The sequence below is a fragment of the Peribacillus sp. NJ4 genome, assembly GCF_030348345.1.
In the GTDB taxonomy this organism is placed as follows: Bacteria; Bacillota; Bacilli; order Bacillales; family DSM-1321; genus Peribacillus.
On record NZ_JAUCFQ010000001.1, the window covers coordinates 1,655,816 to 1,681,063 of the forward strand.

Below are 25,248 nucleotides of genomic sequence, written 5' to 3' on the forward strand. Positions count from 1 at the left end.
TGAGAAGTTTTTACATAAATAAATTTTTAAAAGGGGAAATTACCTTTAATGATGTAATTAATGGGGGGGATATTATGGATCAAAAGGTAATTCAGGCTTTACACATCTATGTTTTAATCATTATGAATACAGGATTCATGGTACATGTCCTGCTCATTCCCAATATCTTATCCGCATCTCAACGCGACGCATGGGTAAGTGTCATAATAAGTGTTGTTCCCTGTATCGTTTGGACGCTATTTATTTTTTATATTTATAAAAAACTAGATACAGAAGATATAATCTCTTTTCTGAAAAAATGGTCTACACCTTTTGTTACATATATTTTCACTATAGCATTTGGATTGTACTTTATAATTAACGCCTTCATTACCGTCAAATTTACAGTGATTTGGGCAAAAGCTAATTATACTCATGACATACCAAACATCGTAGTCGTCAGCATATTCACTTTTATTTGTATTTTTGCAAGTTATAAAGGAATACGCACTATAAGTACTTTGGCTTTCCTGTTTCTTCCGTTGGTCACTTTTTTTGGGATATTTGTGGGGCTGGGGAATACGAGTAATAAGAATTACGAATTATTGTTCCCGATATTTGAAAGCGGGTATCACAATACTCTAAATGGAATTCTGTATACGAGTGCAGGATATTTAGAAATTATCGTTTTTTTATTTTTAACTCCTTACTTGAAAAATAAGCTAAAAGCCAAGTGGCTTATACTGGTTGGTATTATCTTAATCATGCTGACGTTAGGACCCCTCATGGGAGCGATTGCAGAATTTGGTTCTGTGGAAGCAGTGAAAATGAGGAATCCAGCTTATGAACAGTGGAAGTTGTTAAGGTTTGGCTATTATATTACTCGACTCGATTTCCTTTCCATTTTCCAATGGCTTTCAGGTGCCATGATTCGAATTAGTTTATGTTTATTTATAGGCTATAAATTAATCTCAAATTCAAAACATCAGAAGTGGATACTGCTTTCGCTATATTTGTTAATTGTTTTTGGAGCGCTAATCCATTGGGATGCTACTTCATTTTTTTATTTTATATACAAGTATTTCTTTCCAATCAGTAGTCTGTTTCTTTTAAGTGCCGCAATTATACTGTTATTTCTTGTTATAAAAAAGGGAAAAGGTAAAGGGAAAGGTGAAACATTATGAAGAAGGGAAAATGGAATGGAACTCCTTCTTGCATTGACCAAATCCAAAAATGGTTCGAACATTCTTCTGATGTTGTTTTAAGAACAAAAACTTTTGATAATGAAGGTCGTTATTTGTTGGGATTTTTATATGCGCCAAACCTAGTGGATATGCAATTTATCAATGAAGTGATACTGCCTACAATATCAAAAGCGGTTCAAGAAAATGGCGAATTAACAATTGATCAATTAAGCAATATTATGGAGATCAGTACGCTTAAAAAGGGCTCCGATTTAAAAGAGGGAGTAGAAAGCATTCTTTTTTCAGGAGACCTAATCATTATTAATGAATCTTCTAATGAAATTTACTATACGCCATTAGCTAATTCCCCTAAGCGTAGTCCGGAAGAGTCCAATATAGAATCTTCCATTAGGGGACCTAGAGATGGATTTGTTGAGAATATATCGGATAACATGTCTTTAATTCGCCAAAGGTTAAAAACGGCATCACTTAAATGTATAGAATATACAATCGGGAAAAGAAGTAAAACTAAAATATTGCTACTTTATATAGATGACATTATTAATCCCTCGATTCTTTTTGATATTAAAAAACGATTGGATTCATTAAAGGTTGATATCATAGTCAGCAGTTACCAGGTTGAAGAACTCCTATATGATAATCAATTTTCCATCTTCCCCTTAATGGATTACGTTGGTCGACCGGATTATGTTGTTGAATCCTTGAATCAAGGGCGCTTTGCCATCCTGGTAGACGGGAATCCCACATGCTTAATCGGGCCAACGAGTATTAATCAGTTACTGTATTCTGCTGATGACGCACATGCAAGCTTTTTTTACATTAGTTTCATGCGCATCATTCGTGTAGTCGCCTTATTTGTAACGGTTACGTTACCGGGGTTTTTTATAGCGTTAGTTTCCTATCAATTCGATCAAATTCCCTTTTCGCTTCTTGCAACGATTTCAATCACTAGACAGGGATTACCCATACCTGCTTCTTTGGAGGCATTCATGATGATCATATTGTTTGAACTATTTAAAGAAGCTGGTCTTCGCCTGCCGAAAGCTGTAGGTCCGACGGTTTCTGTGTTGGGTGGATTGATTATAGGTGATGCAGCGATTCGGGCAGGGCTTACTTCACCCTCCATGCTCGTAATAATAGCTGTCACAGTTCTTTCAAGCTATACCTTAATCAATCAGAATATTGCTGGGAATATCGTTATTATAAGGTTATTCATATTTGCATGTTCAGCGTTTTTAGGCTTGTTTGGATTCTTTATGGGAATATTCCTTATCTTGATTGTTGTGGTTTCCTTGGAAAGTTTCGGCCAGCCTTTTGTGAATCCACTTTCCAAACCAAATAAATCGGATATGTTAAAAGTCTTATTTAAGCTTCCGTATGGGATGTTAAGGCAGCGGAATCAAGCTATACGGTCCAGTGATAATGAACCGCAAAAGGAGTCGAACAAATGAGAAAGCTATTTGCAGTCATGATTATTGGCTGTCAACTTTTACTGACGACAGGATGCTGGGGAATGAAGGAAATTCAAGCTCAAACATATGGATCCGCTCTTGGGATCGATTATAAAGAGGGTGAATTCATCTTATACTTTCAAGCATTAAATTTTGCGGATATAGCAAAACAAGAGGGGGCAACTGCATTACAACAAAAATCTTCTGTTGTCATTGGGAAAGGTAAAGGGGAAAGTATCGAAGAAGCATATACTGAATTAGAACAAAATGCAGCGTTACCACTTTATATCGGGCATATTAACTCCTTCATTTTAAGTGAGAATGTAATCAAAAAGAAAATGAAGGATTTCATTGAATATGTAGGGAAAGAGCCCTTATTGCGATACAATTCTTGGTTGTTTGTTACAAACGAGGATATTAAAAAGGTGTTTGACAGTGATAGTTTCTTTAATCTTCCTAACTTATTCACGATCATTCAAAGGCCAGAGACCCTTATTAATGAGAACTATTTTATTTCCCCGTTAAAATTCAGTGAACTGGTTTCGGAATTTTATCAACCGGTTGGTTCCATTTTAATTCCCTCTATGGTCATAAATGAGCATCATTATTCAGAGGACGGGAAAGAAAAAAAGATACCATCGTTGAATGGCGGCTATGTATTATCAAAACAACAATACAAAGGGTTCGTAAGTAAACAAGATTTGATCGGTTTAAAATGGGTTGAAAACAAGGCGACAGTAATGTTTTTTTCTCTGGACAAACAAAAGGTAAGTGTTGAAATCATGGATCCCAAAACAAACATCATAGTATTGGAACAACAAAAGAAACCTTTGTATGATTTAGAGGTTAGAGCAAATGGAATATTGAAACAAAATATAGATAACTTGGATATGGGAAAAATCGAAAAAAAAGTAGAAATAAAAGTTAAGCAAGATATTTTGAAGACATTGGAGACGGGGGGGGAAATCAATACAGACCTTTTTAACATAAGTGAAAAGGCATACAGATACCATGTCAATAAGTGGGATAATAAAATTATAAATTCCTTTGATAAGACTTCAATAAATAACATAAAAGTTAATATCCATATTGAACATAGTGAAAATTACAAACGTTAGTTTATAAGTTTCGGGTTATTGCAGATGAGGGAGTTGTGTTAGACTTAACTTATCAGGAAAATTCAGCGGCCGTTGTTGATTATGAAAGGCAGCGCTGAATTCATCCGTTTGGCACTGGAGAAGAAGTGGCTTTTACATATAACAAGTTACAGCAAATTCTTGCTTTGCCCCAAAAGGGCTCTCATGCCGATAAAATAAAAAAGGGTGAAATGAAAAAATGAAGACAGTAATCATTGCAACGAAAAATAAAGGGAAAGCCAAGGAATTCGAAAGCTTGTTCTCTGCTAAAGGATATGAAGTCAAAACGCTTCTCGATGTACCGGATGCACCGGATGTGGAGGAAACAGGTACAACCTTTGAAGAAAATGCAATACTGAAAGCAGAGGCCATAGCCCATCAGCTAGGCCACTTTGTCATTGCGGATGATTCCGGATTGATTGTAGATGCATTGGATGGCCGTCCGGGCGTATATTCTGCCCGCTATGCTGGAGAGTCCAAGAGTGATGAAGCGAACACGGAAAAAGTCCTCGGGGAACTGGAAGGCGTCCCGGAAGAGGAAAGAACAGCGAGATTCTATTGCGCCTTGGCCCTCGCGTCACCCAACCAGGAAACGATTACGGTTTCGGGAACGATGGAAGGTTTGATTACAGAACAGCCTTCAGGAACGAATGGATTTGGTTATGATCCAATCTTTTTTGTTAAAGAACAGGGTAAAACAAACGCCGAATTGACAAAAGAGGAAAAAAACCAAATCAGCCACCGTGCCCACGCATTGAGGGCCCTAGATGAAAAACTTGATTTATTTCTAAAAAGGGAAGAAGGAATGTGACGATGAAAGTGCTAATAATGAGTGACAGTCATGGCCTAACTCATGAAATAAGCATGATAATCGACCGTCATAAACAAGAAGTTGCTGCCATGATCCATTGTGGTGATTCAGAATTGGAAAGAAATGATCCCCACATGGCGGACTTCTTAGCTGTTCGTGGGAATTGTGATTATGATTCGGCATATCCGACTGACATTGTGGAGTACATCGCAGGCAAGCGTTTCTTCATTACGCATGGACATCTCTATAACATAAAGATGACCCTGATGAATTTATCTTATAAAAGTGAAGAGGCCGAAGCGGATATTATTTGCTTTGGTCACTCCCACGCTGCAGGTTCCGAATCGATTGACGGCAAGCTCTTCATCAACCCGGGAAGCATACGCCAGCCGCGTGGAAGAAAAGAGAAAACCTATGCCATTTTGGAAATGGGAACAGGCAAACTTGAAATCACCTATTATGACCTTGAAGGAAAAATCGTTGAAGAATTAAGAAATGCTTATCAAATGGAATGAATTCATGTATAATGAACAGGAAGCGTTTTTCCCCGCTTCCTGGTACATAAAAAAAGAAAAAAACTTTTTATGAAAAACCGTTGACTTTCTTTTGATATCCTACTATAATAAGAAGTGTCCTAAGGGAACAGTTAAGGTAATACATAAGTTTTACCGCAACTTATATCATAAATGTCTCAGTAGCTCAGCTGGATAGAGCAACGCCCTTCTAAGGCGTCGGTCGGGAGTTCGAATCTCTCCTGGGACACTAACTTAAAAAAGCCAAAACCTTAAAAGGTTTTGGCTTTTTTACTTTTTGCTTTAAGTGAACGAAAATATGGGATGAATATAGAAAGAATGCCTTTCGATTTGCATCCTTTGAACCATTATTGTCCCGTTTTGACGATAAGAAGTTTTTTATTTCATATTTATCGCAGGTGGATGCTCTTTTTATGTCGAACTTGTTATAAATAAGGAGTTGTTTAAATGAATAAAGATAGATTGTTCAAGTTCATTCAAACTTCCACTCGGGGCAATTTCTTCTCAGTCGAAATATCCGAAGATGGAACTAAAGTAGTCCAATTAGCCAAAGAGTTAGAAAAAGAAGGAAGAATCAAGTTGAGGGAATGCACACGAAAAGATCAAGGTGTTTATCTGGAAGGAATACTTAAGTTTGTGCCTAGCTAATACTTAATGAGCTTTAACGAAGGACTTATACTACGAATTTCATTTGCGCCATGGAAAAAAGGCATCCAACATTGGATGCCTTTTTCTATTTTAATCAAGTCCTATTTAATGTTTGAAGATTTTTTTTAATGGTTTCACGGTTTTTGATTATTGCCGTCTTCAATTCTTCAACGGGTGAACTTTTATCATCTTCTTCACTAAGTTGCTGCACGCTTGATTGGTTTTGTATAAGTATTTCAATCGTATCCTGTAATTCTGGCAGTGATACCTTGAATTGTTCAGATAAATGATGTAATGCCTTATGTAAATCGGGGTTATGGATTGAAGAAACAATCCCTTCATGTTCATCTTTCAATGTTAATCCTCCTCTAAGCTTATTCGCGCTTATATAGCATATTATTGAGGATAGATAATTATACAATGAAGGCTCTATTTCGACATGGGAAATTACACTCATTATTCAATGGATTATACCGGCATAGTGCCATGGAATCATGAACTTGGTTGAAATCAGTAAAAGCTCAATCCCCCGACTCCTTGCTTGCAATGCCTGAATACTTTAGTGTAATTATAAATAAATCAGAAAAAACATTGACATATAGCAAACAAATTAATAATATGTTTATTATATTATAAACTTTATGGGGAAGTGTTTGTTTGATGAAGGACGCTGAAATGTTTTGGAGTGCATCTCAGGATGAGCTTAAACAAGGGTATAGCGAAGAAGGGCATCAATATATTTGTTTACTATGCGGAAATGCAATTGAAAAGGGGATAGTATACCCGAAAGATGGGGTTCTTTATGAAGCTGAGAGGTATATGCGAATTCATATTGAACATGCACACAACTCCGTTTTTGAATACTTGATTGATCTCGATAAAAAACTTACAGGGCTTACTGATCACCAAAATCGTCTCCTTCGCCTTTTTTATCAAGGGAAAAATGATGCTGAGGTTCAGGAGGAAATGGGAATTGGAAGTCCTTCCACAATTCGGAACCATCGCTTTGTGTTAAAAGAGAAAGAGCGTCAGGCTAAGTTGTTTTTAGCGCTGATGGAACTTTTGAAAGATAAAGATGAACATGCACCGGCATTTATCCCCCTTCATCAAAAAGCAAGGATGGTCGATGATCGTTATAACGTTACCGAGGATGAAAAGATGGCTGTACTGAAAAAGTATTTCCCTAAAGGCAGTAAGGATGCATTAAAGTCTTTCCCGCCAAAGGAAAAACAAAGGCTGATCATTCTCCAAGAAATTATGAACCGTTTTGAAAATGAGCGAAAATACGAAGAAAAGGAAATCAATCAAATATTGGGTGCCGTTTATCATGATCATGTTCTTTTGAGGAGATATTTAATAGAATATGGATTCTTGGATAGAAAGCCTGATGGGAGCCAATATTGGCTGAAGAAATGATGACTGGAGGCAAGGAAGATGGATCGTAAAAAAGAATTGAAGCAATTATATAAAGAAACGAAAGTTGAAGCGGGTGTATACCAAATAAGAAATACGGTAAATAATAAAGTCTTTATCGGGAGCACCAGAAATTTAAAGACGTTGAAGGGGAAACAATTTGAATTGGAAATGGGAACAAACACCAATAAAGTGCTGCAAGGTGAGTGGAATCAATATGGGAAAGAGGCTTTTTCTTTTGAAGTACTGGAGGTAATGAAGCCGAAAGAAACAGGAATTTTCGATGCTAAACGGGAATTGAAAAAACTTGAAGAATTGTGGATCGAAAAAATACAGCCATATGAAGAACGGGGATACAATAGAATGAAATCCAACTGACTTTTTTGCAGTTAATCTTTAGAACTTCTTCCGTAATTCCAGCTCTCGATTTAGCGTTTGTGCATCTCATCCCTTTATGGAAATGGGATAAATGAGGTAATATTGAATAGGATGGTAATATATTCAAGTATTTAGCTTAGGAGGTGCTGGGATGGAAAATGAAAATGGATATCTAAGGGCGAAAAAAAGGGTGGAAAACCTTAAGGCGTTCTACATCCATTTAACGGTGTATGTATTGGTGAACGTAATGCTTTTTGCCATTAACCTATTAACGGATCCTGGTTATTGGTGGTTCCTTTATCCCCTTGGAGGGTGGGGGATTGGAGTTCTGATACACGGAATTACTACCTTTGCAGATGGAAACTTCGGGACTGAGTGGGAAGAAAGAAAGATAAAAGAATACATGGAAAAGGATAAAAAGAACGGCTGAATTTGGATATTTTCAAAACCGGGAGTCATTTATGGCTCTTTTTTTATGTGGAAAGATAATTATAGGATCTCACTTGTTGTTAGTTTTTAAATGGTTTAAGCTAGTAATGCGGGACCTGTTTGTAAAACAGAGGGGGAACCTGTGAAGGACCTTCCCTAAATAATTAATAATAGGAGTTGCTAATGAAAAAAATAGGATGGGCCATAACGGGGATAGGGGCAATCATTGCACTGGGTGCCTTGCTTTATCCTCTGAATGTCATTAATAAAACACTATGTATATATTTTTTGCTTGGCGGTGCAGGGCTAATGTTTGTCGGGTCTATGATCAGGGCCTTTTCGCTTCTTAAGAGATGACTGATTAAAGAGTCTTTTAGTTACATAAATGATTGATCAAAAACGTTCAATTAGGGTGATGACATGGAGAAAAACCAATTGAAATATGCCCAGCAGCATCTGGCTAATGAACGCACCTTTTTAGCGTGGATAAGAACGGTGATTGCGATAGTGGGGGTTGGTTTTCTCACGACGAGCCTGCATTTTACGATAGGTGTGCATCGGGATGCCCGGATTGACTTGATCAGTATCGTACTGGGGATGTTTACATGTGCTTTGGGCCTTGTGATTACAGTGCTGGCGACGTTCGGGTATCTGCAGAAGAAGCAACAAATCATTGAAGGGACGTTCCGGCCCTCGAGTGCACACGTAATTCTTATCGCTGTTTTTATGGTCATATTGTTATTGATGATCATTTTATATTTTGTTTTCATAAAAGTTTAAAAAACTGTCCTATCCTAAATAGGTCAGTTTTTTAGTTTCTACTATAATATACTTATTCTTACGTCATTACGGTAAGATTTCTTCCATTAATTAAAATGCAATCAAAAAGACAGAAGCATGACATACTCTGAATTTCATTATGGTCATGAAGGAGTAATAAAAACCTTGTAATAAAAATCATGCAGTATCGTACACCTCAGCCTTAGTGAAATCTAGGGTTTTCAGGAATGATATATCATCGGTCAGGAATAATCGATCAAGATTTCCTTATCATGTCTTATGCCTTCCTGAAAGTATTGTTTATCAGCCGTTTTTTTATTTGTAAATAAACTTCACATCAACAATGCTGGCTTTCACTCCATTGAATTTTGATCACGTTTTAAATATTTGTTTAATTTCCATTTTGTGAGATATGATAAAGGAAACTAAAAGGAGGTCAACAAGATGGTGGATATCAAAAAAGGTGAAAGTTCTTTTTTTGTCGAAGAATCTGGCGAGAAGCTAGCGGAAATCACATTCTTTAAATCAGGTGATGATGTAATCACGGTCGATCATACCGTAGTTTCTGACAAGCTTCGCGGACAAAAGGTAGGAAATGCCCTTGTTGAAAAGGTAATAGGGTTCGCACGTGAGGAAAAACTGAAAATTGTTCCGGTATGTTCGTTCGTTCAAAAACAGTTTGAAAAAAATGCTGAATATGAGGATGTTTTGGCTAAATGAACCAGAGGGCTGGACACAGTGGGATGATATATTTCACCTGTGTTCGGCCCTTTTGCATTCAGGCAGGGGGTGTAAATGGATATGAAAGGATTTTTTCATCAATCAGCCCCCTTCAAGTTCTTCCAGTTTAATAATATATAAAGCGCCTTTCCGTCTAGGGCATTTTTCGCATTAAATATAGGGGAGGTGCCAGGATGGCTATCAAATTACAAACCCTATTGAATCGCGCAAAGGAAAATATGGGAAGCGGTATGAACCCGGTCGTGAACGAAGCGATACTTGAAGTGGTTAAATTGGCTTATGAAGTGGGGATATTTGTTCAAATCACGGCTGGTTATCGAAGTTTCTTGGAACAAAAAGAATTGTATGAACAAGGCAGAACGAACAAATCAAAACCAATCGTGACTTATGCGAGAGCGGGCCAATCCTTGCACAACTATGGACTTGCTGTAGATTTTGTCATTATCAGTGATGACGCTAAGCGGACATTGTGGACAGAGGACGAAAAGTGGACAAGGGTGGCAGCCATAGCAAAATCCCTGGGATTTGTTTGGGGTGGGGATTTTGAATTGTTCCGGGATTTTCCGCATCTTGGAATGTCGGGAGGTTTATCCACGAGAGATCTTCAAAAGGGATTGAGGCCGAATCTTGTATCAAAAGTTACGTTTCCAAACCCTTGTCACAAAGGAGAATGACAGTGGGAAATGAAGCTTAAAGGAAAAATGGATGTTTCCACATGGAGAAAACATTACAAGTGACTTGAATAGTATGGGTAATACATGGATGGATACGTATGTGGAGTTCCAATAATAAGTTATAAAAATAAATGGTGTACCTAACGTTTTAAAAATTAAAAATTGAAATAACTTTATTTTATAGAATGTGGTAATGATAGGTATGTAAGCGTATACAACAAATCTTTCAATTTAGAATTATCAAAAAATTCTCAAAAACCTGTTGACTACTACCGGAAATACGCGTAAGATAATCACAAATACAAGACATCAAACATAAGCGATACGAAAAATAGAATAATGCGAAAAGCATTGAAGAGGATAAGTAGTCTTTTTAAAAGTCATTTACAGAGAGCCGGGTTGCTGAGAACCGGTATTGTCCCGAAAGATGAACTCACCTTGGAGTTTCAGCTTGAACGTCAGACTAGTAGGGCTGAACGGGTGCGTACCAGTACCCGTTACCAAAACAGAGAATAGTGTAAACTATTCAAAGTGCGCATGGAGTTTCATGCGAAAAAGGGTGGTACCGTGGAGTGGCTCATCAAGCCTTTTCACCCCTTTAACTTGCTAAGTGCAAGTACATTTGGGGTGAAAAGGCTTTTTTGTATGCGTAAAAAGCTGAAAATTCTGAATCTTGGGAAAATACTTAGAAGAAAAGCGAAGGAGGTCTTTACGAAATGACACAAAAATCAGTGGTAGCTGATCGGAAAAGTGGAAAGACACATTATAGTGGTGCCGAATTTCTGCTGGATGCATTGAAAAAGGAAAATGTTGAAGTCATCTTTGGTTATCCAGGTGGTTCCGTATTGCCGATTTATGACAAGCTTTACAGTTCAGAGCTTTTTCATATTTTGACAAGACACGAACAAGGTGCCATCCATGCAGCGGAAGGATACGCCAGAATTACCGGCAAGCCGGGGGTTGTCATAGTCACTTCCGGACCAGGGGCAACGAACATTGTGACCGGTTTGGCCGATGCAATGATCGACTCTTTGCCGCTTGTGGTAATTTCGGGTCAGGTAGCCACCAGTGTAATTGGTACAGATGCTTTCCAGGAAGCTGATGTACTGGGGATTACTACACCTATTACAAAACATAACTATCAGGTGAGAAAGCCGGAAGACCTCCCGCGCATTATAAAAGAAGCTTTTTATATCGCTTCAAGCGGCCGGCCCGGCCCAGTATTAATCGATATACCTAAAGATATGGCCATTTTAGAAGGTGTATCGACGGATGTGGAACCAGAAATGGATCTCCCTGGTTATCAGCCGACGACCAAGCCTAATTACTTGCAGATAAGAAAGCTTGTTGAAGCTGTAAGTGGAGCGAAAAGACCGGTCATTCTTGCAGGGGCAGGTGTCCTGCATGCAAAGGCGTCCAATCTATTAAAGGACTATGTTGAGCAGCAAGGCATTCCAGTCGTCCACACTTTATTGGGTCTTGGAGGTTTTCCGGCGGAACATCCTCTCTTTATCGGAATGGGTGGCATGCATGGCTGTTTTGCAGGAAACATGGCGTTATCGAAATGTGATCTATTAATCAATATCGGTGCCAGGTTCGATGATCGATTGACTGGGAATCTAGCGAAGTTCGCACAGCATGCAACAGTGGCCCATATCGATATTGATCCAGCAGAAATAGGTAAAAATGTACCGACGAAAATTCCAGTCGTCGGAAGTGCTAAGGAAGCATTGGCGGAGTTGATTGCACAAAATGGCAAGAAGCCGGAAATTGATGAATGGACCACACAGCTGGCTGCATGGAATGAAGAATTCCCATTGCGTTATACACATGAAGAAGGCGTCCTGAAACCTCAGCGGGTCATCCAGATGCTTCATGAAAAAACGAATGGGGAGGCCATTGTTACGACGGATGTTGGACAGCATCAAATGTGGGCAGCACAATACTATCCGTTTAACAAACCGAATTCATGGGTCACTTCCGGTGGACTGGGGACGATGGGCTTTGGCTTACCTTCGGCTCTCGGAGCGCAACTTGCGAATCCGAAAGCGACGGTGCTTTCGATATCGGGAGATGGAGGATTCCAGATGTGCCTCCAAGAACTTTCGGTCATAGCCGAATTGAATCTGCCGATCAAAATCATCATCGTCAATAATGGGGCACTTGGGATGGTAAGGCAGTGGCAGGAACTCTTTCATGATAAACGTTTCTCACACAGTATTTTTCAATCGCATCCGGACTTCGTGAAATTGGCCGATGCGTATGGAATTCCGGGATACAAAGTGACGACGGAGGAAGAAGCAAGCAACTGCCTGGATGTAGCGTTGAAAACTGATGGTCCCGTGTTGATCGATTTCCGGGTAAAGCAAAATGAAAATGTCTTTCCGATGGTAGCACAAGGAAAAGGGCTTGATGAAATGGAAGGAGTTTAATCAATGAAGGGAATTCTTAGCCTCACCGTGAACAACCGTCCAGGCGTCCTGAATCGGATTACGAACCTGTTCACGAAAAGAAATTATAACATTGAAAGCATGGCTGTCGGGCCCTCCGAGCAGGCCGGCATTTCAAGGATGACCTTTGTGGTCGATGTTGATGACGAAGCTGTCGTTGAACAGATCACCAAGCAATTGAATAAGCAGATCGATGTATTGAAAGTAAATGATATTACGAATCAATCGATTGTGGCGAGGGAACTTGCACTCATTAAAATAATGGTGACTACACAGACCCGAGCCGAGATTTATTCAGTCATCGAACCCTTCCGAGCATCAGTTATTGATGTCAGTAAGGATAGCCTGACAGTTCAAATCACAGGGGAATCGGATAAAATCGAAGCCTTCATTGAACTGATCAAGCCATATGGCATTAAGGAATTGGCAAGGACAGGGACTGCCGCCATCCCGCGTGGAATGCAAATAGCACACGCTAAGAGCGCGACAATCGTATAAACAAAAAACAAAAAAACAAAAAACAAAAAAACAAAAAACAATGAAAAGAAAAGGGAGATGTAATTATTATGGCAAAAGTATATTATAACGCAGAGGCAAACGAGAATTTTTTCAACAATAAAAAGGTAGCGGTCATCGGATATGGTTCACAAGGACACGCACACGCACAAAACCTACGTGACAGCGGTGTAGAAGTAATCATCGGAATCAGGAAAGGTAAATCCTTCGATAAAGCCGTGGAAGACGGGTTCAATGTTTACACAGTTAAAGAAGCCGCTGAACAAGCAGACGTAATCATGAACCTTTTACCGGATGAAACTCAGCCGAAAGTATACCAAGAAGAAATCAAACCGGTCTTGCGTGCTGGTCAAGCGTTAATGTTCGCACACGGATTCAATGTCCATTTCAATCAAATCGTTCCTCCGGCAGACGTAGATGTTTTATTAGTCGCTCCAAAAGGTCCTGGACATCTTGTTCGCCGTACATATGAACAAGGTGCAGGAGTGCCGGCATTGTTTGCCATCTATCAAAATGTTACGGGGGAAGCAAGAGAATTGGCACTTGCGTACGCTCGGGGGATTGGATCTTTAAGAGCTGGCGGTTTGGAAACTACTTTCCAGGAAGAAACGGAAACGGATCTATTTGGAGAGCAAGCCGTACTTTGCGGCGGATTGACTGCCCTTGTGAAAGCTGGATTCGAAACCTTGACAGAAGCTGGATATCAACCGGAAGTAGCATATTTCGAGTGTTTACATGAACTTAAATTAATCATCGACCTTATGTATGAAGGCGGTATGGAAAACATGCGCTATTCCATTTCTGACACAGCTCAGTGGGGAGATTTCGTTTCTGGACCACGCGTTGTGACGGAAACTACGAAAGAGGCCATGAAAGCGATCTTGAAAGACATCCAAGACGGTGAGTTCGCTAAAGGATGGATTTTGGAAAACCAAGCGAACCGTCCAGTCTTCAATGCTATCAATAATCGTGAAAACCAACATCAAATCGAAGTGGTGGGTCGTGAATTAAGAAAAATGATGCCATTCGTAAAACCTCAACAAAAAGAGAAAGAAGTGGTAGCCGTTGCGAAAAATTAATATATTTGAAACCACACTTCGAGATGGGGAGCAATCCGCCGGTGTAAATTTGAATTTTACCGAAAAGCTTGAAATTGCTTATCAGCTTGAAAGATTGGGTGTTGATATTATCGAAGCCGGTTTTCCGGCAGCATCCAAAGGAGATTTTAACTCCGTACAGGAAATCGCGCGCAAAATTAAAAACAGCTCTGTTACGGGGCTGGCGCGTGCTGTAAAAGGAGATATTGATGCAGCTTGGGATTCATTGAGGATCGGTGCAGAACCAAGGTTGCATACGTTCATCGCCACTTCGCCCATTCATCGTGAATATAAGTTGAAAATGTCGAAACAGCAAGTGATTGAAAAGTCCGTTGAGATGGTCAAGTACGGGGCAGCACGTTTCCCGATCGTACAATGGTCTGCAGAAGATGCCAGTCGAACAGAGCTTGACTATTTGGCTGAAATCGTTGAAGCGGTCATTCAAGCTGGTGCCAAGGTCATTAATATTCCAGATACTGTAGGATACGCAGCTCCAATCGAATACGGAAACATTTTCCGGTACCTTCGTGAACATGTTCCTTCTATTGATAAGGTTAGCTTATCTGCACACTGCCATGACGATCTTGGTATGGCAACCGCCAATTCATTGGCCGCCATCGAAGGCGGGGCTACACAAGTCGAAGGTACAATCAATGGCATTGGTGAACGTGCCGGAAATGTGGCACTTGAAGAAGTGGCTATGGCACTCTATATCCGTAAAGATTTCTATCAAGCGGAAACGGGCCTTGTATTGAATGAAATTAAAAGAACCAGTGATTTGGTCAGCCGACTTACCGGAATGCAAGTTCCTGCTAATAAAGCCATAATTGGTGCCAATGCATACGCACATGAATCTGGCATTCACCAAGATGGCATGTTAAAAGAAAAAACGACATACGAAATCATTTCACCTGAACTCGTCGGAGTTTCGTCCAATTCACTTGTTTTAGGGAAGCATTCAGGACGTCATGCTTTCAAAGAAAGATTACAAGAGTTGAATTTTTCGGTTACGGATGAGGAAATGAACTCATTATTCGTTCAATTCAAGGAATTGGCCGATAATAAAAAGACCATGACGGATGAGGATATCGTGGCACTAGTGCTTGAAGAGAAAGCGACGGATATCAGTTTCTATGACCTGATTTCCTTACAGATTTCCCACGGTACACATCAGACGGCAACAGCGACGGTTACACTGAAAAAAGGCGATAATGAAGAGATTCAGGAAGCGGCAACAGGTGCAGGAAGTGTTGAAGCCCTTTATAACACGCTTGAAAGATGTTTGGGTAGCGAAATCAACTTGCTGGACTATCGGATTCAATCGGTAGGTGGCGGAATGGATGCACTTGCCCAAGTTTTTGTGAAAATTGATTTTAATGGTGTGGAAACAAGCGGCCGCGGTCTGGATCAGGACGTCTTGGAAGCATCCGCAAAAGCGTATTTGAACGCTGTGAACCGAGTGATCATCATGAAGGAACTGGAAGAAAAAGCAGTATTACAATAGGAAGGGGAGATTTCGATGAAAAGGAATATTGCGGTGCTTCAAGGAGATGGCATCGGTAGAGAAGTAACAAGAGGCGCTGTAGAAATCCTCGAAGCCGTTGCCCAAAGATATGGACACGATTTTGAATTTCAATATGGTGAGATTGGCGGCGGGGCCATCGATAACACGGGTTCGCCCCTGCCGGATGAAACAGTGGAGATTTGTAAAAACAGCGATGCGGTATTATTAGGGGCCGTAGGAGGACCTAAGTGGGATGCCCAGCCTGCGCACCTAAGACCGGAACGAGGTTTGTTGAAAATCCGAAAAGATTTGAATCTTTATGCTAACATCCGTCCAATCAGCTACTATTCCAGCTTGTCGGAATCTTCTCCTCTTAAAAAGGAATTCATTGAAGATGTGGATTTCGTGATTGTCAGGGAACTAACTGGCGGCCTTTATTTCGGAAAGCCAAGTGAACGCGTTGAAAAAGAGGGCAAAGAGGCGGTTGTCGATACTCTTTTCTATCAGAAAAGCGAAATGAAGCGCATTATTGAACTTGCTTTTGCATTAGCATCGGATCGCAAGAAAAAAGTAACATCCGTGGATAAAGCGAATGTTCTTGAATCCAGCAGGATGTGGCGTGAAACGGCTGAAGAAATCGCCAAGGACTATCCGGATGTAACCCTTGAACACATGCTTGTGGATAATGCAGCCATGCAACTGATCAAAAACCCGAAACAATTTGATATTATCGTGACGGAGAATATGTTCGGTGATATTTTAAGCGATGAAGCATCCGTGTTGACTGGTTCGCTTGGAATGCTACCATCCGCCTCTATATCAACAAAAGGGCCTAACCTATATGAACCGATTCATGGCTCAGCTCCGGATATCGCGGGCAAAAACTTAGCTAACCCAATCGGGACCATTTTATCAGCGGCGTCCATGCTGCGTTTATCCTTTGGCCTGGAAGATGAGGCACATGCCGTTGAGCAGGCAGTGGAAGCGGTCCTTGATTATGGTTTGAGAACAGGCGATATCGCAAATGGCCAACCGAATATTACGTCTACTTCAGAGATGATTGCAGAAATAAAAGCAAATCTTTTAGACCAGGAAGCCATTTCCAACATCATGGGAGCTTACGCATAAACTTCTTTCACGGCCTAACATTAGGCCGTGTTTTTTAAAAAAATACAAGATTGATCGAGGTGGGATAAAGATGGGAAAGTCGATAATAGAGAAAATATGGGATCGCCATATTGTGAATGAAGAGGAAAATAAACCGGATTTAATTTATATAGACCTTCAATATATTCATGAAGTGACCTCTCCGCAAGCATTTGAAGGATTGAGATTAAAAGGACGTACAGTCAGGAGACCCGACCGTACTTTTGCGACAATGGATCATAATGTGCCAACCGTTAATCGTTATTTCATCGAGGATGATATTGCAAGGAAACAATTAGAGGCACTTGACCAAAACTGTAAGGAGTTCGGTATCCGCCTTGCTGATTTAGACAGCCCGGAACAAGGGATCGTTCACGTTATCGGACCGGAATTGGGTCTTACACAGCCAGGGATGACGATTGTCTGCGGTGACAGTCATACTTCCACACATGGTGCGTTTGGATCGATTGCGTTTGGAATCGGTACGAGTGAGGTTGAGCATGTTTTAGCCACACAAACCCTATGGCAAACAAAACCCAAAACATTAAAGCTTGAGGTTAATGGCAAGCTTGGTCACGGCGTGATGGCGAAAGATGTCATTTTATATGTGATTTCTAAATTCGGCGTCGATTTCGGCACGGGACACATCATTGAGTATTGTGGGGAAGTTTTCCGGGATATGTCGATGGAAGAGAGAATGACGGTGTGCAATATGTCGATCGAAGGCGGGGCAAGAGCGGGGCTGGTAGCTCCCGATGAAACAACTTTCTCTTATTTGAAAGGTCGTAAGTATTTGCCAAAAGGAGAAGAGTTCGAGCGATGTGTACAAGACTGGAAGTCACTTTCCAGTGATGAGGATGCTGTATACGACCAGGAAATCATTCTTGATGGCAGCCTGATTTCGCCAATGGTCAGCTGGGGTACAAATCCTGGAATGGCTAGTGGAGTGGACGGTAAAGTACCTACCTTCGCGGAAGATATCATGGATCCAAAGGAATTGAATCGCGCACTTGAGTATATGGGTCTTGAAGAAGGTATGCCGATTACGGATATTCCCGTTCAGCATGTATTCATAGGATCGTGTACCAATTCACGCATTGAGGACTTACGACAGGCTGCAGAAATGATCGAAGGCCAGACTGTTCAAAAAGGAGTTCGGGCGATGGTCGTTCCCGGTTCACAGAGTGTTAAAAGGCAAGCGGAAGATGAAGGGTTGGATGAGATCTTCAAATCTGCGGGCTTTGAATGGCGCGAATCAGGTTGCAGCATGTGCTTGAGTATGAACCCTGATGTGGTTCCAGCCGGTGAGCATTGTGCCTCCACCAGTAATCGGAACTTTGAAGGAAGGCAAGGAGCTGGTGCCAGGACACATCTAGTTAGTCCGGCAATGGCTGCCGCGGCCGCCATTCATGGGAAATTTGTCGATATTAGGAATTTGAAAACGACTGAACAAGTCCATTAAGAATACGAATTAACCGGAGGTGCAGAGAATGGAACCCATTACTATATATAAAGGAAGAGCGGCGGTACTTGACCGTAAAAACGTGGATACGGACCAAATCATTCCAAAGCAATTTTTAAAACGAATTGAGCGAAGTGGATTTGGTGAATTTTTATTCTATAACTGGCGTTTTGATGAAAATGGAAAAGAACGTCCTGAGTTTGAATTGAATCAGCCCCATAATCAAAACGCGTCCATTTTAATAGCCGGTGAAAATTTCGGCTGCGGTTCTTCACGTGAGCATGCCCCATGGTCCTTGAAAGACTACGGATTCGATATCATCATCGCACCGTCCTATGCTGATATCTTTAAAAGTAATTGCATGAAGAATGGCATGGTCCCCATTGCTTTAACCCAAGCTGAAGTGAAGTATTTAATGGAGAGAGTGGCGGCACCTGACTATGAGTTAACGATTGACCTTCCCAATCAGACATTGAAAGATGGTCAAGGGTTTGAAACAAGTTTTGAAATTCATCCATATTGGAAGGAAATGCTCATTAAAGGTTGGGATGAAATTTCCATAACCCTTCAATATGATAAAAAGATTTCCGCCTATGAATCACAAAAAAAGGTTGTATCGAGCATTTAATTGAAGATGGGCATTTTCCCGTCCCCCTTTCATATTTGAAAGGGGGACGGGATTTTTTTATGGGGGAAAGCTTGAAATGGACGGAAAAGGCGTTTATTCTCCCATATAAAATTTTGTGTTTCCTGCTATTACATGCTAAACTGTTTTTCAAAAAGCGAACGGTGAGGCGGAAAATAGGATGGATAATGAGAACAACCAAAAGAAGTCTGGAGAAACCAAGATTATCGCCTTTCCAAATCTCGGTGAAAGGCTGATTGTAAAAGGGCTGGATGAGCTTGGAAACAGAAACTTTAAAGCGGCTGCACAGCTTTTCAGCCAAGCCAGGGAATATGAGTCCGAAAATGATGAGGTTTGCATGGGGCTAGTGGTCTCTCTAGTCGAACTTGAGCACTATGAGGAGTCAAAAGAGTTATGTATAGAGATGCTGAATAAAGGCATCGGCGACTATTTTCAACTTATCAATATCTATTTGATGGTCCTGCTGCAATTGGGCGAACATCAGGAAATGGTCACGACGATCGAATTGCTATTTGAAGAGAGCCAAATTCCCTTTGATAAAGAGGAACATTTCGAAAAGATGCTTCAGTTCAGCAAAAGGGCCCTTGAGGATAAAAAAGAGGAAAAGGAAAGGCAAAATCAGCAGCTTGCAGAAGAATTGCAAGAGGATGATCTCTTTGAAGGGAAAACAGATAATGAAATGTTCTTGGTCATTTCAAAACTCACGAATATCAACATTCGACCATTCATCCCGCAAATCGAAAAATTTCTACAAAGAGACGAGGGACACCCTTTCTTTAAAACGATGCTCCTTAACATCCTTATTGACCAGGAATATGCCGAGGAAGTGACACTAAGGAAATTAAATCAATCGAAGTCGGTCATACCAAGGGAATTGAAAAGTTTGAAGGAGACGGACTTCTATAAGACGGTAACCGGCCTGACAGAAGAGGAAATCAGTCAGGAAAACCCGAGCTTATTTGAAATGGTCCATAGTTTGATCGAACGTCATTCCTTTCTGTTATATCCTTTTGAACCCGGACCTGAAAGCTTGCCGGCTTGGGCAGCTGCCTACCATGCATTAGCGGAGGAATACATGACTGGGGAAGTTTTCGGGAGGGACTTAGCGGACCTTTATCTGGCTGATGAAGAAACAGTTGCGGATATTCTATCCTATTTAAAAGAAATTGAGGAAATTTCTTATCCCATTATTTAAGCTATTGCTGTTGTAACAGATTAAACCTGTGGTATAATGTAGTGGTTGTAATGTATAAATCGTCGAGTTTTGACGATTTCCCAATATTCTTTTGGGTATATTTGAAGGATGACTTGTTAACACTTGCAAAGCATATTCATCCAATGCTTATTATTGAAGTATATAGATTTTTTGGAGGGAAACACATGTCTGTAAAATGGGAAAAACAAGAAGGTAATCAAGGCGTACTAACAATTGAAGTTGACGCTGCAAAAGTAAACGAAGGTTTAGAAGCAGCTTTCAAAAAAGTAGTGAAACAAGTAAATGTACCTGGCTTCCGTAAAGGTAAAATGCCACGTCAAATGTTCGAAAAGAAATTCGGCGTAGAATCACTATACCAAGATGCGCTTGATATCATTCTTCCAGATGCTTATGCAAATGCTGTCGAAGAAGCTGGAATTCAGCCTGTAGATCGTCCAGAAATCGACATCGAGAAAATGGAAAAAGGCGAAAACCTGATCTTCACTGCAACAGTAACGGTTAAGCCTGAAGTTAAATTGGGAGATTACAAAGGTGTTGAAGTTGAAAAATTCAATACTGAAGTAACTGACGAAGATGTTGAAAACGAATTGAAAACATTACAAGAGCGTCAAGCTGAGCTTGTTGTTAAAGAAGAAGGACAAGCTGCTGAAGGCGATACAGTCGTTCTTGACTTTGAAGGATTCGTTGATGGTGAAGCATTCGAAGGCGGAGCTTCAGAAAACCATTCATTGGAAATCGGTTCGAACTCTTTCATTCCAGGATTTGAAGAGCAACTTGTTGGTCTTGAAACTGGCGCTGAAAAAGATATCGAAGTTACTTTCCCTGAAGAATACCATGCTGCTGAACTTGCAGGTAAACCAGCTGTATTCAAAGTGAAAATTCACGAAATCAAAACAAAACAACTTCCTGAGTTGGATGATGAGTTCGCGAAAGATGTCGACGACGAAGTTGAAACTTTGGCTGAACTTAAAGAAAAAACAAAACATAAATTAGAGCATGACAAAAAACACGAAGAAGAAAACTTCATCCAAAACACTGTAATTGGTAAAGCTGTTGAAGGTGCGGAAATGGACGTTCCTGAAGCAATGATTTCAAATGAAGTGGACCGCATGATGAATGAGTTCTCTCAACGCATTCAATCTCAAGGACTTAATTTGGAACTTTACTACCAATTCTCAGGTCAAGACGAAGAAGCTTTAAAAGCACAAATGAAAGAAGAAGCTGAAGGGCAAGTTCGTACAAGCCTTACTCTTGAAGCAATTGCTGAAGTTGAAAAACTTGAAGCGACTGACGAAGATGTGGAAGCTGAACTTGGACAAATGGCTACAATGTACAACATGGAAATTGATGCGATCAAACAAGCTCTTGGAAACTTAGAAGGAATCAAAGGCGATCTTAAAATTAAGAAAGCTATTGACTTCTTGGTAGAAAACAGCAAAACAGTTGACGCAAAATAATTTTTATAAATAAGTAGATTTAAATATTTCCTTTAAAAAAACAAGGCGCGAGTAATCGTGCCTTGTTTTATACATATTGAGAATTAGTGGAAATTTCAAATATCGGTTATTTCCTGATTGATTTTTTTTGGATTTCAGTGTAGATTAGTTCTAATACCGCATATACATATTTATACAGCAAATCCTGATTTTAAAAATCAAAAGTTTTGGGCATACTGGTAAAGGGCAAATACATATTGATTGATTATTGTACTTATTTAACAACTCGGACGCGTGAGCATTTTTGTTACTAAACTTCCAAGAACATGATAAAATGCAAAACATACTAGGAATGTTGGAATGCTTAAGTAGATGTGTGCCTAGTTTTTTCATTCGATTGGGTACCGCTATGTAATAGAGTTGGAAGAGTATTTAAAGGGGTGAACGTACATGTTTAAATTTAATGATGAAAAAGGACAGTTAAAATGTTCTTTTTGCGGTAAAACACAAGAACAAGTTCGTAAACTGGTTGCTGGTCCAGGTGTCTATATTTGTGACGAGTGTATCGAGCTTTGTACGGAGATCGTCGAAGAAGAGCTGGGCACTGATGAAGAAGTGGAATTCAGGGATGTTCCTAAACCTATGGAAATCCGTGAAATTCTTGACGAATATGTGATTGGACAAGAACAGGCGAAGAAATCTTTGGCTGTCGCTGTTTACAACCATTATAAACGTATCAATTCCAATAGCAAAGTCGACGATGTGGAACTTTCTAAAAGTAACATCGCCCTAATCGGACCGACGGGAAGCGGGAAAACCCTTCTTGCGCAAACATTGGCACGATTACTGAATGTTCCTTTTGCCATTGCTGATGCGACTTCATTGACGGAAGCTGGATATGTTGGGGAAGATGTCGAAAACATCCTTCTAAAATTAATCCAAGCAGCTGATTATGATGTGGAAAAAGCGGAAAAAGGCATTATTTATATTGATGAAATCGATAAAGTTGCCCGTAAATCGGAAAATCCTTCCATTACACGTGACGTGTCTGGTGAAGGTGTGCAACAAGCTTTATTGAAAATTCTTGAAGGAACGGTTGCAAGCGTTCCGCCTCAAGGTGGGCGTAAACATCCTCATCAGGAGTTCATCCAAATCGACACGACCAATATTTTGTTCATCTGTGGCGGTGCCTTTGATGGCATCGAACCGATCATCAAACGCCGTCTTGGTCAAAAAGTCATTGGTTTTGGCTCTGACGTGAAGAAGGATGATGTTGCAGAAAAAGAATTGCTTTCCAAAGTCCTTCCTGAAGACTTGCTTCGTTTCGGTTTAATTCCGGAATTCATCGGACGTCTTCCGGTAATTGCGACTCTTGAGCAATTGGATGAAGCTGCTTTGATCGAAATCCTGACAAAACCGAAAAATGCCCTTGTTAAACAATATCAAAAATTGCTTGAACTAGATGATGTTGAATTGGAATTCGAACAGGAAGCGCTTAGTGAAATTGCTAAAAAGGCAATTGAACGTAAAACTGGTGCACGTGGCCTGCGATCCATCATTGAAGGCATCATTCTTGAAGTGATGTTCGATCTGCCTTCACGTGATGATGTTGCAAAATGTGTAATCACAGGCAGCACGATTTCAAAAAATGAATCTCCAAAGCTCGTCCTAAAAGACGGTACTACCATCAAAGGACAAGAAAAGAAGACATCTGCTTAATTAATAGGAAAAGTAAGACTGCCAGTTCATCCTGGCAGTCTTTTTCTTTTGTCTTTTTTTATGTTTATTGAAAAATTGTTGTTCTTAAGGATGAAAACCCCAAAATTTACAACACGAATTTCTTGGATAATATCGCCCTTCCAAAGGAGATACTAACAGAAATGACAAACTAGGAGAGTGCAGGAGGGAATACGATGAATTGGACAGGATTGGCGTTGTTTATCCAGCTGTTTTTTGGGATTATTATTGGATTGTATTTTTTGAACCTATTGAAAGGCCAGCGGACACAAAAAGTTTCCATTGACCGTGATTCACGTAAGGAAATGGACCAATTACGGAAGATGAGATCGATTTCGTTAACTGAGCCATTGGCTGAGAAGGTTAGACCAAGCTCATTTAATGAAATCATCGGTCAGGAAGATGGCATTAAATCTTTAAAGGCTGCTTTATGTGGGCCGAATCCCCAGCATGTGATAGTTTACGGTCCTCCAGGGGTAGGGAAAACAGCAGCGGCCAGACTTGTTTTGGAAGAGGCTAAGAAAAACGGGAAGTCCCCTTTTAAGAATTCGGCAGTGTTTGTTGAATTGGATGCCACCACAGCCAGGTTCGATGAACGGGGGATTGCCGATCCGCTGATTGGTTCGGTGCATGATCCAATTTATCAAGGGGCCGGGGCAATGGGACAGGCTGGCATTCCGCAGCCAAAGCAGGGTGCAGTCAGCAATGCTCATGGAGGCGTATTGTTCATCGACGAAATAGGGGAGCTACATCCAATACAGATGAATAAACTGTTAAAGGTATTGGAGGATCGTAAGGTCTTTCTGGAAAGTGCCTATTATCAAGAGGAAAACCAAAATATTCCCACTCACATCCATGATATTTTTAAAAATGGACTTCCGGCTGACTTTCGATTGATTGGCGCCACAACGAGAACGCCAAATGAAATCGCACCTGCAATACGCTCGAGATGCATAGAGGTATTTTTCCGTGAACTTGATCGGGAAGAAATAATCACCGTGGCAAAAAATGCATCAGATAAAGTGGGAATCACCATCAGTGAAAAAGGCTTGCATTCGATTTCGGATTATGCCCGAAATGGCAGGGAAGCCGTCAACATGATTCAGACTCTTGCAGGAATTTCAATTAATGAAGACAGGACTTTTATCAGAGAAGAAGATATAGATTGGATGGCACATAGCAGCCAACTGACCCAAAGAATGGACAGGAAAATAGAATCGAATTCTAAAATAGGCCTTGTCAACGGTCTTGCAGTCTATGGTCCCAACAGCGGGGCATTGCTTGAAATCGAGGTTACGGTCATGGCCGCCTCTGATGAAAAAGGCTCGATAAATATTACCGGCATCGTTGAAGAAGAAAGTATTGGCGGTGGTAGCGGCAAGTCGATTCGCCGTAAGAGCATGGCAAAAGGTTCGATTGAAAATGTCATTACGGTTTTACGGTCGATGGGAGTGCCTGCCGATCAATTCGATATCCATGTGAATTTCCCGGGCGGAAGTCCTGTAGATGGTCCTTCTGCCGGAATCGCGATGGCAACTGGCATATACTCGGCCATTTATAAAATCCCTGTTGATCACACAATGGCGATGACTGGGGAAATCAGCATTCATGGCGGTGTTAAACCGATTGGCGGTGTCATTCCGAAAATAAAGGCCGCAAAACTTGCCGGCGCAAAGAAAGTAATCATCCCAGCCGATAACATGCAGCCTTTGCTATCTGAAATCAAGGATATAGAAATCATTCCGGTTACGAATGTAAAAGAAGTGCTCGATCAGGCACTAAAAAAGGAAATGATATCGGAACAAATCCTCACATCCTTGGACCTATCGAAAAAAGAAAGTGTATAAACGAAATGCCCCG

25 protein-coding genes, 1 tRNA gene and 1 other annotated feature are annotated in these 25,248 nt (G+C 40.5%); of the genes, 25 read left to right on the plus strand and 1 reads right to left on the minus strand.

Going from position 1 to position 25,248, the window contains the following annotated elements; all coding sequences use genetic code 11:
* Positions 1–74 precede the first annotated feature (74 nt).
* The 7 genes from QUF94_RS08310 (at position 75) to QUF94_RS08340 (ending at position 5,763) form a co-directional block, all read left to right on the plus strand.
* A complete protein-coding gene (locus tag QUF94_RS08310; RefSeq protein WP_289315439.1) occupies positions 75–1,163 on the plus strand; it encodes a GerAB/ArcD/ProY family transporter in 1,089 nt (362 codons plus the stop codon).
* A complete protein-coding gene (locus tag QUF94_RS08315) occupies positions 1,160–2,635 on the plus strand; it encodes a spore germination protein (protein WP_289315440.1) in 1,476 nt (491 codons plus the stop codon). The genes QUF94_RS08310 and QUF94_RS08315 overlap by 4 nt, the downstream gene beginning before the upstream one ends.
* A complete protein-coding gene (locus tag QUF94_RS08320) occupies positions 2,632–3,753 on the plus strand; it encodes a Ger(x)C family spore germination protein (protein WP_289315441.1) in 1,122 nt (373 codons plus the stop codon). Before QUF94_RS08315 ends, QUF94_RS08320 begins: the two co-directional genes overlap by 4 nt.
* A gap of 217 nt (positions 3,754–3,970) precedes the next feature.
* The gene (locus QUF94_RS08325; protein ID WP_289315442.1) at positions 3,971–4,582 is read left to right on the plus strand and encodes an XTP/dITP diphosphatase; all 612 of its coding nucleotides are present in this window, start codon (positions 3,971–3,973) and stop codon (positions 4,580–4,582) included.
* A 2-nt stretch (positions 4,583–4,584) separates the two neighbouring features.
* Positions 4,585–5,097: a metallophosphoesterase gene (locus QUF94_RS08330; protein ID WP_289315443.1), complete on the plus strand. Its 513-nt coding sequence runs from the start codon at positions 4,585–4,587 to the stop codon at positions 5,095–5,097.
* A gap of 173 nt (positions 5,098–5,270) precedes the next feature.
* A tRNA-Arg gene (locus QUF94_RS08335) sits at positions 5,271–5,344 on the plus strand.
* Positions 5,345–5,562: 218 nt separating this feature from the next.
* Positions 5,563–5,763 carry a hypothetical protein gene (locus tag QUF94_RS08340; protein ID WP_289315444.1) on the plus strand — a complete coding sequence of 67 codons (201 nt, stop codon included), beginning with the start codon at positions 5,563–5,565 and terminating at the stop codon, positions 5,761–5,763.
* 94 nt (positions 5,764–5,857) lie between these two features.
* Here the strand turns inward: QUF94_RS08340 and QUF94_RS08345 are convergent, their stop codons facing one another.
* Positions 5,858–6,118: a hypothetical protein gene (locus QUF94_RS08345; RefSeq protein WP_289315445.1), complete on the minus strand. Its 261-nt coding sequence runs from the start codon at positions 6,116–6,118 to the stop codon at positions 5,858–5,860.
* A 305-nt stretch (positions 6,119–6,423) separates the two neighbouring features.
* Here QUF94_RS08345 and QUF94_RS08350 point away from each other — a divergent pair, with 305 nt between their 5' ends.
* The 18 genes from QUF94_RS08350 (at position 6,424) to lonB (ending at position 25,235) form a co-directional block, all read left to right on the plus strand.
* A complete protein-coding gene (locus QUF94_RS08350) occupies positions 6,424–7,179 on the plus strand; it encodes a DUF2087 domain-containing protein (protein ID WP_289318322.1) in 756 nt (251 codons plus the stop codon).
* An 18-nt stretch (positions 7,180–7,197) separates the two neighbouring features.
* The gene (locus tag QUF94_RS08355) at positions 7,198–7,554 is read left to right on the plus strand and encodes a GIY-YIG nuclease family protein (RefSeq protein WP_289315446.1); all 357 of its coding nucleotides are present in this window, start codon (positions 7,198–7,200) and stop codon (positions 7,552–7,554) included.
* A 151-nt stretch (positions 7,555–7,705) separates the two neighbouring features.
* Positions 7,706–7,984, plus strand: coding sequence for a 2TM domain-containing protein (locus tag QUF94_RS08360; protein ID WP_289315447.1), 279 nt, complete (start codon positions 7,706–7,708; stop codon positions 7,982–7,984).
* Positions 7,985–8,166: 182 nt separating this feature from the next.
* The gene (locus tag QUF94_RS08365) at positions 8,167–8,340 is read left to right on the plus strand and encodes a hypothetical protein (RefSeq protein ID WP_289315448.1); all 174 of its coding nucleotides are present in this window, start codon (positions 8,167–8,169) and stop codon (positions 8,338–8,340) included.
* Between the two features lie 63 nt (positions 8,341–8,403).
* Positions 8,404–8,763 carry a YidH family protein gene (locus QUF94_RS08370; protein ID WP_289315449.1) on the plus strand — a complete coding sequence of 120 codons (360 nt, stop codon included), beginning with the start codon at positions 8,404–8,406 and terminating at the stop codon, positions 8,761–8,763.
* 444 nt (positions 8,764–9,207) lie between these two features.
* Positions 9,208–9,483 (plus strand): GNAT family N-acetyltransferase, encoded by a 276-nt coding sequence (locus QUF94_RS08375; RefSeq protein WP_289315450.1) that lies wholly within the window; start codon positions 9,208–9,210, stop codon positions 9,481–9,483.
* A 194-nt stretch (positions 9,484–9,677) separates the two neighbouring features.
* Positions 9,678–10,178 (plus strand): M15 family metallopeptidase, encoded by a 501-nt coding sequence (locus QUF94_RS08380; RefSeq protein ID WP_289315451.1) that lies wholly within the window; start codon positions 9,678–9,680, stop codon positions 10,176–10,178.
* Between the two features lie 342 nt (positions 10,179–10,520).
* Positions 10,521–10,779, plus strand: a binding site (T-box leader).
* 115 nt (positions 10,780–10,894) lie between these two features.
* Positions 10,895–12,610, plus strand: a complete 1,716-nt coding sequence (gene ilvB / locus QUF94_RS08385; protein WP_289315452.1) for an acetolactate synthase large subunit — start codon at positions 10,895–10,897, stop codon at positions 12,608–12,610.
* A 3-nt stretch (positions 12,611–12,613) separates the two neighbouring features.
* A complete protein-coding gene (gene ilvN / locus QUF94_RS08390) occupies positions 12,614–13,126 on the plus strand; it encodes an acetolactate synthase small subunit (protein ID WP_289315453.1) in 513 nt (170 codons plus the stop codon).
* 68 nt (positions 13,127–13,194) lie between these two features.
* Positions 13,195–14,223 carry a ketol-acid reductoisomerase gene (gene ilvC / locus QUF94_RS08395; protein WP_063575544.1) on the plus strand — a complete coding sequence of 343 codons (1,029 nt, stop codon included), beginning with the start codon at positions 13,195–13,197 and terminating at the stop codon, positions 14,221–14,223.
* Positions 14,210–15,745: a 2-isopropylmalate synthase gene (locus tag QUF94_RS08400; protein ID WP_289315454.1), complete on the plus strand. Its 1,536-nt coding sequence runs from the start codon at positions 14,210–14,212 to the stop codon at positions 15,743–15,745. Before ilvC ends, QUF94_RS08400 begins: the two co-directional genes overlap by 14 nt.
* Before the next feature lie 15 nt (positions 15,746–15,760).
* On the plus strand, positions 15,761–16,873 hold the full coding sequence (gene leuB / locus QUF94_RS08405; protein ID WP_289315455.1) for a 3-isopropylmalate dehydrogenase: 1,113 nt from the start codon (positions 15,761–15,763) through the stop codon (positions 16,871–16,873).
* A 70-nt stretch (positions 16,874–16,943) separates the two neighbouring features.
* Entirely contained in the window at positions 16,944–18,353 is a 1,410-nt protein-coding gene (leuC, locus tag QUF94_RS08410; RefSeq protein ID WP_289315456.1) for a 3-isopropylmalate dehydratase large subunit, read from the plus strand.
* Between the two features lie 28 nt (positions 18,354–18,381).
* The gene (leuD, locus tag QUF94_RS08415) at positions 18,382–18,981 is read left to right on the plus strand and encodes a 3-isopropylmalate dehydratase small subunit (RefSeq protein WP_289315457.1); all 600 of its coding nucleotides are present in this window, start codon (positions 18,382–18,384) and stop codon (positions 18,979–18,981) included.
* 178 nt (positions 18,982–19,159) lie between these two features.
* Positions 19,160–20,194, plus strand: coding sequence for a tetratricopeptide repeat protein (locus QUF94_RS08420; protein ID WP_289315458.1), 1,035 nt, complete (start codon positions 19,160–19,162; stop codon positions 20,192–20,194).
* Positions 20,195–20,379: 185 nt separating this feature from the next.
* Positions 20,380–21,672, plus strand: a complete 1,293-nt coding sequence (tig, locus tag QUF94_RS08425) for a trigger factor (RefSeq protein WP_289315459.1) — start codon at positions 20,380–20,382, stop codon at positions 21,670–21,672.
* 429 nt (positions 21,673–22,101) lie between these two features.
* Positions 22,102–23,370, plus strand: coding sequence for an ATP-dependent protease ATP-binding subunit ClpX (clpX, locus tag QUF94_RS08430; protein ID WP_101222811.1), 1,269 nt, complete (start codon positions 22,102–22,104; stop codon positions 23,368–23,370).
* A 194-nt stretch (positions 23,371–23,564) separates the two neighbouring features.
* The gene (gene lonB / locus QUF94_RS08435; RefSeq protein ID WP_289315460.1) at positions 23,565–25,235 is read left to right on the plus strand and encodes an ATP-dependent protease LonB; all 1,671 of its coding nucleotides are present in this window, start codon (positions 23,565–23,567) and stop codon (positions 25,233–25,235) included.
* Positions 25,236–25,248 lie beyond the last annotated feature (13 nt).